This window comes from Kitasatospora sp. NPDC036993, from assembly GCF_055607525.1.
In genome coordinates this window covers 242,327-256,702 of sequence record NZ_JBVJRP010000004.1, presented here as the reverse complement: position 1 = coordinate 256,702, position 14,376 = coordinate 242,327, and the positions used below count along the sequence as shown (strand labels likewise).

Sequence of the window (14,376 nt, the reverse complement as noted above, 5' to 3'; positions counted from 1 at the left end):
GCTTCGCGCCGGCCCGCTTTCCGGCGGTCCGCTTGCTGCCGGCCTGCTTCGCGGCGGCCGTCTTCCTCGCGGCGGTGCCCTTCTTCCTGGCGGGAGCCTCGGGGGCGGGCGGCTTCGCGGCGGCCTGCTTCGCGGTGCGCCGGGCCGCCTTGACGGCCTTCGCGGCCTGCTTGGCGGCCTGTCCGGCGGTGGCGCCCGTGACCGCCTTGCCGAGCCGGCGGCGCGGGCCGTCCGACCGCGACCGCCCGTTCCCGGGAGCGCGGTCCTCCTGCGATCCGTCCTCGCCCGCTGCTTGCACCACGGGAGACAGCGTAAGCGGAGCGCGCCGCGAACGGGGCGGGACGACCGGCGCAGTGACCATCGGCACGTTGTCCCTGAGTGGCCGGCCGGTGGCCGCCCGTGGCCGCCTCCCCCGGAGGGACGGCCGCCCGGGCCCGGACCGGCTCGCGCGGGTTCGCGCGGGCGCGGACGGCCGCGGCCGGGCTACGGCGTGAGCGCCGGCCGGCGGCGGTCGGCGGAGCTGTCCATGGCGTCCAGGCGGCGCAGGATGATCCCCTCGCGCAGCGCCCACGGACAGACGTCCAGCTCCTCCAGACCGAACAGGTCCATCGCGGCGTCGGCGACCAGCGCGCCCGCCAGCAGCTGCTTGGCCCGGCCCTCGGAGACGCCGGGGATCTGGGCGCGCTCGGCGACCGTCATCGCGGACAGCCGGGGCAGCCAGGCGGCCAGCCCGCTGCGGGTGAGCCGGCGGTCGGCGTACGGGCCGGCGTCGGCGGGGGCCGCGCCGGTCATCCGGGCCAGCTGCTTGAAGGTCTTGGAGGTGGCGACCGCGTGCCGCGGCGGTCCGAGCCTGGTGATCTCGGCGACCACGGTGGCGAGCTCGGCCCTGATGTGGCGTCTCAGCTCGCGCAGCCCGTCCGGGTCGGCGACATCCCCGGGCAGCCAGCGGGCGGTCAGCCGGCCGGCGCCCAGCGGCAGCGAGGCGGCGACGTCCGGCTGCTCGTCCAGGCCGCAGGCGATCTCCAGCGAGCCGCCGCCGATGTCCAGGTTGAGCAGCCGGCCCGAGGACCAGCCGAACCAGCGGCGGACCGCCAGGAAGGTGAGCCGGGCCTCGTCCTGCCCGGAGAGCACGCGCAGCTCGACGCCGGTCTCGGCGGCCACCCGGCGCAGCACCTCCTCGCCGTTGGCGGCCTCGCGCACGGCGGAGGTGGCGAACGGGAGGATGTCGACGACGCCCTTGTCCTCGGCGACCCGCAGCGAGGAGGCGATGTGGCCGATCAGCCGCTCGACGCCGGCCTCGCTTATCGCACCGTCGGCGTCCAGCAGCTCGGCCAGGCGCAGCTCCGCCTTGTGCGAGTACGCGGGGAGCGGCGCGGCGCCCGGATGGGCGTCGACCACGAGGAAGTGGACCGTGTTGGAACCTACGTCGAGCACACCGAGTCGCATAAATCTCCACGCTACGCGATGCGGGCCCTGGCGAGAGGGGGTGCGGCGGTATTCGCGCTGGTCCCGGACCGGGCGGCGGGCCCGGTGGTGATCCGTTGTCGCGGGCCGGGCACGGCCGCACCGCACCGGCCGTCCGCGCCCGCACCGGCCGTCAGTGCCCGCGCGGCCCGCCCCCGCGCTCCGTGGGGCAGTTGGCGTCCACCCAGCGGCGGGCCGGGGCCGGGGTGTCGGTGATCAGGCCGTCGGCGTCCCTGGCCGCCATCAGCTGCCAGGACTCCTCGCTGTCCAGCGTCCAGACGTACACCTCGTGCCCGGCACGGCGCTCGGCGGCGATCCGGGCGGAGCTGGCCAGGCCGCTCTCCAGGGCGATGCCGCGCAGCGGCAGGTCGCCGGCGTCCTCGGCGATCGCGCCGCTCTCGATCAGCACCATCGGCAGGGCGGGCGCGACCGCGTGGGCCTGGCGCAGGTGGTCGGCGGAGAAGGAGTAGAGGACGACGCGGGCCCTGCTGCCGGCGGCCATCCCGGCGATCCTGGCGACGTCCTCCGGGCGCTGCCACTTGATCTCCATCAGCAGCGTGGCGTTGCTGTCGGCCAGGCGCTTGAGCAGCTGGTCCAGGGTGGCGACCGGCTGGGCGGGGCCGGGGCCGATGGTCACCCGCAGCGCGGCGATCTGGGCGGCGGTCAGGTCGGCGATGGCGCCCTTGCCGTTGGTGGTGCGGTCCACGGTGGAGTCGTGCATCAGCACCGGGACGCCGTCCCTGGTGGTCTGCACGTCGGTCTCCAGCCAGTCGGCGCCCTGGTCGAGGGCGGTGTCGAAGGAGGCCATGGTGTTCTCCGGCGCCTTGCGCGGAGACCCCCGGTGGCCGATCACCACCGGGGACTCGCAGACCGGCGGCGCGGTGGCCGGGCGGGCCCGCAGCACGGGGCCGCCGGAGGCGCACCCGGCGGCCAGGACCGCGAGGGCGGCGAGGACGGCCGTACGGGCGGCGCGGGGCGGGGCGGTCACGGCTCGATGCTCCAGGTCCTGCTTCGGGCGCTGCTGCGGGTGCTGCTGCGGATGGTGGTCGGCTGCGGTGGTGCGGTGTCCCGGGTACCGACAGCGCGGGGGCGGTGTGCGGTTCCCCGGCCGCCCGACCGACGTGCTGTCACAACAGGCCGTCCCAGAGCTGCTCCACGATGACGGCCCACCAGTTCTCCGGGTCGGCGAAGACCGTACCGTCCGCCTCCGCCAGGGCGCGCTGCAGGGCGTCCACCGCCTCGCCGGCGGCCACCGGGTCGAGCCCGCGCAGGGCGGGCCACCAGCCGGCGAACACCTCCAGGCAGCGGACGAAGGCGCGCGGGCCCGCGTTGCAGTGGCGGGCGGTCGCGTAGTCCGGGTCCACCGCCAGGACGGCGCCGTCGGCCGGGTCGAGGGCCAGCAGCGCCCAGCCGTCCGTCCCCAGCAGCACCGGTCCGGCGAGCGCCAGGCGCTCCCGCCCGGCCGCCCGGGTGCCACGGCCGAGTCCGGCCAGGTGGGCGGCGAGCGGCGGCAGCACGGTGCCCTGGCGGACGCCGTCGGCGATCGCCCCGGCGCCCGGGTGGTGCAGCGCGAAGAAGCCCGGTACGGCCACCGGCAGGCCCACCGCCAGCAGCAGCGCGGCCGCGTCCCCGGGCAGCTCGGCGCGGACGACGTCCGCCGGGTCGAAGCGCCGCACGCCCGCCGGGCCGAACCGCTCCGCGAGCCGGGCGGCGAGCGCGGCGTCGGGCTCGTCGGGGTCGGCGCGCACCGCCCGGGGGAAGGGCACCCGGTTGCGGGCCGGACCGTCCGACGGCGCGGGCAGCGCCCGTACGGCGGCGGCTCGGTGGTCGAAGCGCGGGCCGTACGGGAGGTCGAAGTCGATCCGGACGTGCGGCAGTTCGGCGGCCAGCGCGTACGACCAGTAGCCGCCGGGCAGGGCGCCGGGCCGCAGGTCGGTCCGGACGGCCAGCACGTCCTCGGCCGTGACGCCCTGTTCGCGCAGCCACCACCAGCCGCGCAGCGCCGGGTGCGGCAGGCCCGCCGCCGAGCGCAGCGCCAGCGACCGCTCCTCGCCCGCGGCGTCCCGGTAGGTCAGCTCGGCCCTGGTGCCCCGGCCGGTCGCCGGCGGGCGGGTCGGGTCGTAGGCACCGGCGCCGACGAAGTCCCGGTACAGCCCGACCACTTCGTCCACCGGCACCGAGGGCCACACCGTGAACCGTCCGCTCTCCCGGTCCACCACGGCGCAGGCCGCCCCCACCTCCTCGGGCGCCCGCCGCTCCCCCGTCCGCGGGTCCACCGGCACCCGGGCGGGCTCGGCCCACACCACCCAGCCGAGCTCGAACTCGTGGGTGCACACCCGCCGCACCGGGCCGGCGCCCTGCGGCAGGTCCCCGTTGATCCACCGGTGCCCCGCCTCCACCGCCTGTGCCCGCGAAACCACCGGCCCCACCCCCGTCCCGTCCGCTCCCCGACCCGCGACCCTACGCCCCCCGCGCGCCGGGAGTCGGCCGGGCCGACTTCCGGTGGGGGCACGGAAGGTTTCACTCCGAAGAGCTGAGTTCGGCCATTTCCCTCTTCAAGCCTCGACAGGCGGGCATAGCCTCGGGAGCAACAGCGCAGTTGCAGCGAGAGCTTGACCGCCCTGCGACCAGGGCAGGAGGGGGTGCGGAGCCGTGAGCACGCCGAAGCAGTACCCGATGGCTTGGAAGTACGGCGGCGATCAGGTCAAGCGTTTTCGCCAGCGGACGGGCGTGACACGGGAACAGTTGGCCCAGGCGTCCCACTACGACATCGAGAGCGTGCGGTCGATGGAGGCGGGTCGGCGGCGGCCGACATTCCAACTACTCCAAGCCGCAGATGAGTTGTGTGACGCGAACGGGATGCTGGTCGCGGCAGCCGCATTCATGGTGCCGGAGAGGTTCGCCCCCTTCTCACACGACCTCATGCAGTACGAGCCCGAGGCCATTGTCTTGAGCTCGTACCAAAATCAGCTCATCCCCGGTCTGCTCCAGACCGAGCCCACTGTCCGCTCGCTGCTGAGCGTGCACTGGCCACCGATGGACGACGAAACCCTGGAGGCGCGGCTCCTTGCCCGGTTGGCTCGCCAGGAGATCCTCGGCAACCAGACCAAGTCGTTCAACTTCCTCATCGACGAGTTCGCCCTCCTGCGCCGGATCGGCACCACCGCAGGGCACAAGGAGCAGCTGGAGCGTCTCCTTGAGGTCGGCAAGCCCCGGCACATCGACATCCAGGTCGTGCCCGGCACCACACTTCACCCCGGAGTCAACGGCGCATTCGTCCTGCTGGAGACTCCCGAGCACGAGCGCCTCGCCTACGAGGAAGGCCAGGCCATCGGCTTCCTCTACTCCGACCCGGAGAAGGTCAATGGACTGTGGCAGCGCCATGCGACGATTCAGCGGCAGGCTCTCAGCCCTGAGGAGTCAGCCCGTTTCATCAACAAGTTGGCGGAGGAGCTATGAGCACCAGCCCGACCTGGGTGAAGTCCAGCTACAGCGGAACTGCGGGCGGCGACTGCGTCGAAGTCGCTGTCGCCTGGGTGAAGTCCAGCCACAGCGGGACCGAGGGCGGCGACTGCGTCGAGGTCGCCGCCTGCCCTTCCACCATTCACGTCCGCGACTCCAAGGACAAGGCCGGCCCGACCCTCGCCTTCTCCCCCGAGGCCTGGTCCGCTTTCGTCTCGTTCGCGCCCGAAGCTCAAGCCGCGCGGGCCGAGTGACCCTCAAGGGAACGGTGAGGTAAAACCACCTACCTAACCGGCCCTGCTAGCAGCAGATATGACTTATCGTCACGACTTTTCCACAGGCAGTTCGGCCATGTAGCGTGCGCAGCAACGAAACAACCCCCGACCGGTGTTACCAGCACCGAACGGGGGTCTGACCGACACGATCGACCGACTCTAAGGAATCGATCCTGTGGCTACCCACGACAATACCGCCATGGCCGCCCCCGGGTACGGCAAGCAGTCCGCCCCGGAGCAACTCCCCCGCTCCGCGACCGACTTCGCCCACCTCCCGGCCCGCGAGGCCTACCTCGCCTCGCTCATCGACCACCTCCCCGACGGCGCCGCCATGGACGTCAAGACCCTCGCCGTCCTCCAGCCCCACTACGGGCAGATGGCCTGCCGCACCGCCCTCACCAGGCTCTCCACCGCAGGCCACCTGCGCCGCGTCCGCGAGCGGCTCTCCGCCAAGGACTGCCGCTGGGTGTTCCACACCTACTTCTCCCGCACGCCCCGCTCCGACGCCTGGTGGAACCACTTCCTCGCCACCGACGGCACCGGCGGCACGGGTGACGCGTCAACGCCCGCCGATCCCGATCCCCCGGACGAGCGAACGCCCGTCCGCAACCACACACCGCTCCCCTCGGCCGCCTACGCCGCCCTCGCCGGCCTCGGCCTCGCCGACCCCCGCCTCGCCCTCTCCGCCGCCGACTGCACCGCCCTCGAACCCCTCGCCGCCGAATGGTTCGCCCGGGGCACCACGCCCGCCCTCTTCACCATCGCCCTCACCAACGGCCTCCCGCCCGACATCCACAGCCCGGCCGCCTTCACCCGCCGCCGCCTGATCGACAAACTCCCCCCGGAACGCCCCCGCCCACCACAGACGACCCGCATCCCCGAATGCACCACCTGCCGCACCCCCTGCCGCCCCCACGCCCTCCTCGGCGGCCTCTGCCGCACCTGCCACGGCACCCCGGCACCCCCACCACCCCGCCCCGGCGCACTCCCCCCGGCCGCCGTCCACCGCCACGCCGCCCGAATCCGCGACACCCTCCGAAGTCACGGCACCCCAGCCCTGCCCACCCGTTGACACGCCCACCGGCGTCCCCCTCGGCCGGCACCGGAAGTCGGCCCGTCCGACTTCTCACGCAGAGGCGTACGGGCCATGCGGCCGGGACGAGGGCGCGGTTCGGCCCTGAAGGCCGCAGACGACACGACGGAAGAAGAGCCAGCGGCCTGCACACGAGAAGTCGACCTGGCCGACTTCTGGCGCGCGGGGGATCACGCGGCGGGGGCGAGGGCGAGGGGCCGCCCCTCCGGGGTGAGGGCGATGGCCCAGAGACCGTGGGTGGCCAGGTGGAGCGGGACCGGCGCCCGGCGGGCGAGCTGGTGGTCGAGGTAGGTGACGACGTCCCGGTGGTTCACCGCGTTCCAGGCGTGCGGGCGGCCGTAGGCGTCGAGGGTGAGGAGCACGGCCTGGGAGCCGTGGCCGGCCCGGCGGAGGCCGTCGGCGAGGCGCTCGAACGCCCGGTCGCCGTCACCCATGTCCCTGAAGGGGGCGCCGAGTTCGCGTTCGGCGCGGTCCCGGCCGCCACGCTCCCCGGCGTCGCCCTCGGTGGGGACGCGGGGGGCCGCACAGGTCGGGCGGCCGGTGTAGCACTCGACCGCCGAAAGGGCGATCTCCAGGCTGTTGTTCGCCCGGCCCGGTTCGCGGTAGCCGCCGTCGTTGACCGCCTCCGCCCAGCCGCCGGCGGCCGGGTCGGGGTGACGGGCGGGCAGGCCGTCTCCGCCCCCTGGCACGCGGCGTTCGAGTTCGGCCTGGTGCTCCGGGTCGACCGGCGCGAGCCCGCCCGGCAGGCCGTACGGACGGCTGTCGGCGATACTGCGCGGCCGGACCGCCGGATCGTCCGACGGGGCTCCGCGCCGTGCGCGCAGGGCGAGCTGGAGGGCCATCGCATGGGCGGTCGCGACCGGGACCGCACCCCAGGCGGGGGTCGGGTCGGCGGTGCCCGCCGCGCTCTCCCGCCGCCTGCCGTCCAGCGGGTGCGGTTCGGGCCGGCCGATCATCGGGGTGGTGCCGACGACCGGCGGTACGGCCGGGGGCGGCGGCACGGCGTGGACGGGCGGCGGCCCGACGACCGGGTGCGGCACGGTGCCGGCCGGGGGCCTGGCCACCGCACCGGGCTGCGCCCCGCCGACGGCCGGCCCCGCCCCGACGCCGCTGCCGAACGGTGCCGCCACGTTCACCGGCCCGCCGGCGGCGCCCGCCAGCGGCCCTGGCCCGACGGTGCCGACCGAACCGGCCGGCTGGTACCCGCCGTACACCGGGGTCCCGAACTGTCCGGGCACCCCGACCGGCCGGACCGCCGGCGGAGCCTCCGGCGCCGGGCCGTGCGCGGGGCCACCGGGGGACGGCGCGGTGACGGGCGCGACCGGCGCGCTCACCGAGTCCGTCCGCACCGTCACCGGGCCGCCGCCACCGCCGCCGCTGCCACTACTGCCACTACTGCCGCTGCCACCGCTGCCACCGCTGCCACCGCTGTGCGAAACCGCCGCGGGCGCCTGGAGCGGGTAGTCCCCGTCCGACCGGCCCGCCGGCCCCCCGCCCTGGCGGACCGGCGCGGCGACGGACCGCGCCTGCGCCCCGGTGTCCCGCTCCGGCAGGGCCCAGTCCCCGCCACCGCCACCGCCCGTCGCCCGGTGCTGCCCCGGCGAGCCCCCGGTGACGTACCCGGCCACGGACGCCGCCGCACCCGTCGGCGCGCCCGCCACACCCGCCGGGTCCGGCCCGCCGAGCACCGTCCCCGGGTCCGCCACCGTGACCGAGGCCACCGTCACGACGCCCGGTGTCTTCGGTTCCCCCGGCCCGTCGGGCGTCCCCGCCCCCGCGCCCGGCCTGTCGGCACCCGAAGCACCCGGAACGCCCGGAGCACCCGGAGCACCCGGCCCGTCCGTGCCCGGCGTCAGCCCGGCGAGCGGCACCCCGTGGACCGCCTTCCCGTCCTCGTCGGTGAGCACCGGCCGCCCGTGCTCGTCCAGCCGGACCGCCAGGTCCGCCACCCCGACCACCGGCCTGCCGTCCGGCCCCGGGACGACCAGCAGCCCGGAGGCGTCGGCCACCGGCGTGCCGTCGGCGCGGAGGATGACCGGCTGCCCGTCCGGGCCGAGGACCGGCGTGCCGTGCCCATCCACCTTGACCGTCAGCCCGGGGACGCCGACCAGCGGCCTGCCGTCCTTCCCGGCGAGCAGGACCAGCCCGGAGCCGTCCGCGCCGAGCACGCCCGGTTCGCCGAGGGCGGCGGGCAGCCCGGCGGCGAGCGGGTCGAACGCGCCGGTGCGGTACGAGGCGGCGGTGATCCCCGTCCCCTGCGCGGTGCCGAGCCTCAGCAGCGCGACGGCGGCCGGCTCCTTGAGCACCCCGGCCAGCGCGTCCTTCATGGCACGGCCGAGTTCGGCGAGCAGCCCGCCGATCTTCAGCCCGGCGGCCTCGACGGCGACGGCCGCCAGGCCCGCCGCGACCTGTTCGGTGGCGGTGCTCCGCACCTTGGCGGCGAGGTCTCCGACGGACTTCTCCAGCCCGCCGGTCACCCCGCTCCGCGCCGGTCCCCCGGCGGCCGCCGTGGCGACCCGGCCGGCCTCCACCCGGGCCCTGGCCGCCTGCTCCTCGGCCTGCCCGAGGTCGGCGGCGAGCTGGTTCAGGGTCGCGATGATCTCGGCCTTGCAGGTGTCCACGGCCCGCGCGGCCGTGTCGAAGGCCCCGGCGACCAGTCCGACCGCGCTGTGCGCGTCGTCCAGGTGGCCCCTGCCGCTGCCGCTGAAGGTCTGCCAGTACGCGCCGAAGGACTCGACGGCGTGGCCGGAGTTGTCGGCGGTGACCCGCCGGACGGACTCGCCGCAGCGGCGGGTGAGCCGGTCGGCCTCCCGGCCGAACTCGCGCCAGACCCCGGCCGCCTTGCGCAGGCCCTCCTCGTCGGCCTGCGGCCACTGCCGGCCGGTCCTGACCAGCACCGGGACCAGTTCCTCCGGCAGTTTCCTGGACACGCGCTTCCCCCTCCGAGCCGGGTCCGTCAGACCGACATGTCCTGGGGGACGACGGGAGCCGCCCCCGGGGTTGCCCCCGGCACCCCTGCCGAGCCCGGCACGCCCGGCACGCCCGGCACGCCCGGCGCCCCTGCCGCCTCCGGCACCGCCGTCGCCCCGAACCCGCTCGCCGCCGAGCTGTCCGCGTCCGCCGTCCGCGCGGCCATCGTGTGCAGCCCGGCCCCGACCCCGGTCACCCGTCCGGCCACCCCCCTCAGCCCGCCGACGAGTTCTCCGAGCGCCGGACCGTACACGGCCGCGAAGCCGCTGCCCGGCCGGTCCGTCCCCCAGGGGGCGCCGAGGGCGGCGAGGCCCTGCTCCAGGGCGGCGACGGCCTTCGTCAGCTCGCCGCCGATCCGCTCGAACTCCCGCCCCTCACCGTGCAGTTCCCACGGCCTGAGGGCGAACTCCCCGCCCGCGCGGCCGGACTTCCCGGTGTTGCCGCCTGCCATCCCCGTACCTCCCCGTCGCGGGCCTCGTAGCGGACCGGCCGCCATCCTAGGCGCGCCGCCGGGGCCGCCCGCAGGGCCCGCCGGACCTCTTCACCCCGCCTTCACCGCGGCCGCCCCCGCCCCCGCGGACCCCGCCACCGGCCCCGCCACCGGTCCCGCCACCGCGTCTGTGCCCCCGAACGTTCTACCCTTGCCGAGTGGCACCAGCAGACACGTCCAAGAAGAAGGCCAAGGCGAAGCCCAAGGCCGCCCCCGCCCCCGTCGACCTCGCGATGCCGACCCTGCGCCGCGAGATCCCGCGCGACGAGGTCCCGCTCGACTTCCCCCGCGCCTGGGTCGAGTTCGCCGACCCCTCCGACGAGGAGCAGGTCTTCCGCTGCGACCTCACCTGGCTGACCTCCCGCTGGTCCTGCGTCTTCGGCCAGGGCTGCCACGGCATCCGCGAGGGCCGCGGCGAGTCGGACGGCTGCTGCACGCTGGGCGCGCACTACTCGGACGAGGACGACGAGAAGCGCGTCCGGTCGCACGCGGACCGGCTGACCCCCGAGCTCTGGGAGAACTTCGCCGAGGGCACCGACGCCGAGGGCCGGATCGTCGCCGACGGCGGCATCACCATGCTGGACGAGGACGGCGACCGGCAGACCCGCCGGGTCGGCGGCGCCTGCGTCTTCGTGAACAGCCCGGGCTTCGCGGGCGGCGCCGGCTGCGCGCTGCACGCGCTCGCGCTCAAGGAGGGCCGCGAGCCGCTGGAGACCAAGCCGGACGTCTGCTGGCAGCTGCCGATCCGCCGCACCTACGACTGGATCGACCGCCCCGACGACACCCGCTACCTCCAGGTCTCGATCGGCGAGTACGACCGCCGCGGCTGGGGCCCGGGCGGCCACGACCTGCACTGGTGGTGCACCGGCGCCCCGGCGGCCCACCAGGGCGCGGAGCCGGTGTACGTCGGCTACCGCCCCGAACTCACCGAGCTGATGGGCAGGGCGGGATACGACGTGCTGGCCCGCCTGTGCGAGGAGCGGATCGCCACCAAGGGCGACCGCAAGGTCGCCCCGCACCCGGCCGACCCGGGCAAGAAGGCCAGGAAGGCCTGACCGGCCCTACTTGTCGATGTCGCCGACGACGAAGAACATCGACCCGAGGATCGCCACCATGTCCGCGACCAGCGTCCCGGGCAGCAGTTCGGTGAGCACCTGGACGTTGTTGAAGGACGCCGAGCGCAGCTTGAGCCGCCAGGGCGTCTTGTCGCCGCGCGAGACCAGGTAGTAGCCGTTGATCCCGAGCGGGTTCTCGGTCCACGCGTAGGTGCTGCCCTCGGGTGCCTTGAGCACCTTGGGCAGCCGCTGGTTGACCGGCCCCGGCGGCAGCGCGGCGAGCTTGTCGAGGCAGGCGTCGGCCAGGTCGAGCGAGTTGAGGGTCTGCTCCAGCAGGCACTCGAAGCGGGCCAGGCAGTCGCCCTCCTCGCGGGTGACCACGGTGAGCACCTGCCGCAGTTCCTCGGAGCCGTACGCGAGGTACGGCTCGTCGCGGCGCAGGTCGAGGTCGAGGCCGCTGGCCCTGGCGATCGGGCCGCTGACGCCGTACGCCTGGGCCTGCGCCCCGGTGAGGACGCCGACGCCCGCGGTGCGGGCGCGGAAGATCTCGTTGCCGAGGACGAGGTCCTCGAAGACCGGCAGCTGCGAGCGCACGGTGGCGACGGCGGTGCGGACCCGGCCGAGCCAGCCGGCCGGCAGGTCCTCCTTGAGGCCGCCGACCCGGTTGAACATGTAGTGCATCCGGCCGCCGGAGGCCTCCTCCAGCACGTGCTGGAGGTCCTCGCGGCCGTTGAAGGCGTGGAAGACCGGGGTGATCCCGCCCAGCTCCAGCGGGTACGAGCCGAGGAACATCAGGTGGTTGAGCACCCGGTTGAGCTCGGCGAGCAGGGTGCGGACCCACACGGCCCGCTCCGGGACCTCCATGCCGAGCATCCGCTCGACGGCCATCACGACGCCGAGCTCGTTGGAGAAGGCGGAGAGCCAGTCGTGCCGGTTGGCCAGCATGATGATCTGCCGGTAGTCGCGAGCCTCGAACAGTTTCTCGGCGCCCCGGTGCATGTAGCCGATCACCGGCTCCGCGCTCACGACGCGCTCGCCGTCGAGCAGCATCCGCAGCCGCAGCACGCCGTGGGTGGCCGGGTGCTGCGGGCCGATGTTGAGCACCATGTCGGTGCTGCCCGCCTCGCCGGTGAAGTTCTCGGCTCCCGCCCCGATGCCGACCGTGGTCTCCCTCATGCCCCCAGAGTCTGCCATCCCGGCAGCGCCTCCAGGCCCGGCGGTACCGGCATGCGGACGGCCTGCACCAGCCAGCCGAAGGCGCCCAGCCCGCCCGGGTCGGTCAGCTCGGCCCCCTCCCCCGCCCCGTTCAGCGCCCGCAGGTAACCGGCCGGGTCGCTGGTGGCGAGCGCGAGCGCCGGGCGCTCACCGCTCACGCCGAGCGCGCGCAGGGCCTCCCGCTGCGTCGTCCACAGGCTGTGGAAACCGGGCACGGCGACGGAGTCCAGCGCCACGTGCGCGGTGACGTCGCAGGAGCCGTCCGGCACCGGGGCCACCTCCCGGCCGTCCCGGAAGCCCGCGTACGTGCCGAACGGCGGCCGCCGCCCCGCGGTGTGCCCGTAGTCGACGGCGACGGCCAGCCCGCGCTCCAGCCCGGCCACGGCCCGCGCCCAGGCGGCGTCCCTGGGGCCGCCGAACTCCACCACGTCACCGGGCTCCCGGGCCGGCCACCAGCGCCCGGCCCAGGCCGCGTCGGCCGCCGAGACCGGCTCGCCGAGCCGCTGCCCGCCGGTCCCGGTGTCCACCTCGACGTAGCGCAGCACCCCGTCCCCGTCCACCTCGCCGGCGTCCAGCGGGACGTTGTCCAGCCACTCGTTGGCGAACAGCAGCCCGGTCACGCCGCGCGGCGGCTCGTCCGTCCACAGGGCTGTGGACGGCAGCCCGGCCGGGCGCGGCGCGATCTCCACGCCGTACGGGCGCAGCCGCGCCAGCACCTCGCCGGGCAGTTCCGCCAGCACGCCGGTCAGCAGTTCCCCCCGCCCGGCCCCGACGTCGACCAGGGCCAGCTCCTCCGGGCGGCCGAGTTCCGCGTCAACCTCCAGCAGCAGGCGGGCCACCGCACGGGCGAACTTCGGCGAGGCGTGCACCGAGGTGCGGAAGTGCCCGGCCGGGCCCTCCGGCCTGCGGTAGAAGCCCCGCCCCGGTTCGTACAGGGCCCGGTCCATGGCGAGCGCCCACCGCATCCAAGTCATGGGGCGGGACGCTACCCGGCGCCGGCGGGCCCTCCCAATCGGACCAGGTGCTTCTCCGACCTACGGAGTAGAGCGGATCGCCCTACCGGCGGACCTGGGCATGCGGAGCGACTGCCTACGCTGGACACGTGCATCGACTCAACGCCTGGCTCCGCCGTCACCCCATGGTGGTCGACGCCGCCTGGGCGGCCGTCGTGCTGCTCTTCGGCCTGCTCCCGAGCGACGGCTACGCCGACGACGGCTGGCGCTTCGACGTCTCGATCCTGATCGCGGTGCTGCTGCCGCTGCTGATGGTGTTCCGCCGCCGCAACCCCGACGTCACGGTGGCCGCCGCCACCGCCGTGGGCGTCGCCCAGGTGCTCGCCGACATCGTCCCGGGCGCCTCCGCGGTCGCCTACCTGGTCTTCGCCTACACCGGCGCCGCCTTCGGCCGGAAGTGGACCTCCCGGCTGGCCCTGGCCGCCGGCCTGGCCTCCGGGCCGCTGGTCTTCTGGCAGCTGAGGCTGGTGAAGACGGCCTTCGACCAGGGCGGCGACGTCCACACCCGCCCGTACAGCTTCGGCGAGGCGGCACTGCTCACGCTGCTGATGAGCACGCCGTTCATCCTCTGCTGGGCCTGGGGCCGGCTGACCAGGGTGCGCCGCGCCTACCTGACCGAGCTGGAGGACCGCGCCGCCCGGCTGGAGCGCGAGCGGGACGCCCAGTCCAAGGTCGCGGTCGCCGCCGAGCGGGCCAGGATCGCCCGCGAGCTGCACGACGTGGTCGCGCACAACGTCTCGGTGATGATCGTCCAGGCCGACGGCGCCGCGTACGTCCTGGACAACTCCCCGCAGCAGGCGAAGGAGGCGCTCGGCACCATCGCCTCCACCGGCCGCCAGGCGCTGGTCGAGATGCGCCGGCTGCTGGGCGTGCTGCGCACCTCCGACACCAAGGCCGAGGAGTACGTGCCGCAGCCGGGCGTCGAGGAGCTGCCGGAGCTGCTGGAGCAGGTCCGCACGGCCGGGCTCGACGTGGACTACGCCACCTCGGGGCACCCGCGCGAGCTGCCGCGGGGCGTCGAGCTGACCGTCTACCGGATCGTCCAGGAGGCGCTGACCAACGTCCGCAAGCACGGCGGCCCCGACGTGCACGCCCGGGTCGCCGTCGACTTCGGCGAGCGCGAGCTGGCCGTCCTGGTGGAGGACGACGGCCGCGGCAGCACCGACGAACAGCTGGCCGGCGGCGGCACGGACGGCCTCGGCCACGGCCTGATCGGCATGCGCGAACGGGTCGGCATGGTCAGCGGCAGCCTCGACGTGGGCCCCCGCCCCGGCGGCGGCTTCCGGATCCGCGCCGTCCTGCCGCTCAAGGCGGCCCACTAGCCCCGTCCGCCGTCCCC

12 protein-coding genes are annotated in these 14,376 nt (G+C 75.4%); 5 read left to right on the top strand and 7 right to left on the bottom strand.

Annotation, left to right across the window (positions count from 1 at the left end):
* Positions 1-483: 483 nt before the first annotated feature.
* The 3 genes from ACZ7C5_RS10225 to ACZ7C5_RS10215 all read right to left on the bottom strand — a co-directional run bounded on the left by ACZ7C5_RS10225 (position 484) and on the right by ACZ7C5_RS10215 (position 3,884).
* Positions 484-1,446, bottom strand: coding sequence for a Ppx/GppA family phosphatase (locus tag ACZ7C5_RS10225; protein WP_401080147.1), 963 nt, complete (start codon positions 1,444-1,446; stop codon positions 484-486).
* 151 nt (positions 1,447-1,597) lie between these two features.
* Positions 1,598-2,452 (bottom strand): glycerophosphodiester phosphodiesterase, encoded by an 855-nt coding sequence (locus tag ACZ7C5_RS10220; RefSeq protein WP_470322407.1) that lies wholly within the window; start codon positions 2,450-2,452, stop codon positions 1,598-1,600.
* A 139-nt stretch (positions 2,453-2,591) separates the two neighbouring features.
* Positions 2,592-3,884: an SUKH-4 family immunity protein gene (locus ACZ7C5_RS10215; RefSeq protein ID WP_470322406.1), complete on the bottom strand. Its 1,293-nt coding sequence runs from the start codon at positions 3,882-3,884 to the stop codon at positions 2,592-2,594.
* Between the two features lie 232 nt (positions 3,885-4,116).
* Here ACZ7C5_RS10215 and ACZ7C5_RS10210 point away from each other — a divergent pair, with 232 nt between their 5' ends.
* The 3 genes from ACZ7C5_RS10210 to ACZ7C5_RS10200 all read left to right on the top strand — a co-directional run bounded on the left by ACZ7C5_RS10210 (position 4,117) and on the right by ACZ7C5_RS10200 (position 6,273).
* A complete protein-coding gene (locus tag ACZ7C5_RS10210; protein ID WP_401080153.1) occupies positions 4,117-4,923 on the top strand; it encodes a helix-turn-helix domain-containing protein in 807 nt (268 codons plus the stop codon).
* The gene (locus ACZ7C5_RS10205) at positions 4,920-5,180 is read left to right on the top strand and encodes a DUF397 domain-containing protein (protein ID WP_401080156.1); all 261 of its coding nucleotides are present in this window, start codon (positions 4,920-4,922) and stop codon (positions 5,178-5,180) included. The genes ACZ7C5_RS10210 and ACZ7C5_RS10205 overlap by 4 nt, the downstream gene beginning before the upstream one ends.
* A 220-nt stretch (positions 5,181-5,400) precedes the next feature.
* Positions 5,401-6,273, top strand: coding sequence for a hypothetical protein (locus ACZ7C5_RS10200; RefSeq protein ID WP_470322405.1), 873 nt, complete (start codon positions 5,401-5,403; stop codon positions 6,271-6,273).
* Between the two features lie 191 nt (positions 6,274-6,464).
* On the opposite strand, the gene ACZ7C5_RS10195 is transcribed toward ACZ7C5_RS10200, so the two are convergent.
* Together ACZ7C5_RS10195 and ACZ7C5_RS10190 are read right to left on the bottom strand one after the other, a co-directional pair.
* The gene (locus tag ACZ7C5_RS10195; protein ID WP_470322404.1) at positions 6,465-9,224 is read right to left on the bottom strand and encodes a toxin glutamine deamidase domain-containing protein; all 2,760 of its coding nucleotides are present in this window, start codon (positions 9,222-9,224) and stop codon (positions 6,465-6,467) included.
* Positions 9,225-9,250: 26 nt separating this feature from the next.
* Positions 9,251-9,715, bottom strand: coding sequence for a hypothetical protein (locus ACZ7C5_RS10190; protein ID WP_470322403.1), 465 nt, complete (start codon positions 9,713-9,715; stop codon positions 9,251-9,253).
* A gap of 197 nt (positions 9,716-9,912) precedes the next feature.
* On the opposite strand from ACZ7C5_RS10190, the gene ACZ7C5_RS10185 reads away from it, so the two are divergent.
* Complete coding sequence (locus tag ACZ7C5_RS10185) at positions 9,913-10,809, top strand: DUF3109 family protein (RefSeq protein WP_401080164.1); 897 nt, start codon at positions 9,913-9,915, stop codon at positions 10,807-10,809.
* Positions 10,810-10,815: 6 nt separating this feature from the next.
* Here ACZ7C5_RS10185 and ACZ7C5_RS10180 read toward each other — a convergent pair whose 3' ends face one another.
* Together ACZ7C5_RS10180 and ACZ7C5_RS10175 are read right to left on the bottom strand one after the other, a co-directional pair.
* A complete protein-coding gene (locus ACZ7C5_RS10180; protein WP_401080166.1) occupies positions 10,816-11,985 on the bottom strand; it encodes an NADH-quinone oxidoreductase subunit D in 1,170 nt (389 codons plus the stop codon).
* Positions 11,982-12,998 carry an SAM-dependent methyltransferase gene (locus ACZ7C5_RS10175; protein WP_470322402.1) on the bottom strand — a complete coding sequence of 339 codons (1,017 nt, stop codon included), beginning with the start codon at positions 12,996-12,998 and terminating at the stop codon, positions 11,982-11,984. Before ACZ7C5_RS10175 ends, ACZ7C5_RS10180 begins: the two co-directional genes overlap by 4 nt.
* A 128-nt stretch (positions 12,999-13,126) precedes the next feature.
* Between ACZ7C5_RS10175 and ACZ7C5_RS10170 the strand changes: the two genes are divergently transcribed.
* A complete protein-coding gene (locus ACZ7C5_RS10170; protein WP_470322401.1) occupies positions 13,127-14,359 on the top strand; it encodes a sensor histidine kinase in 1,233 nt (410 codons plus the stop codon).
* The last annotated feature ends 17 nt before the right edge of the window (positions 14,360-14,376 follow it).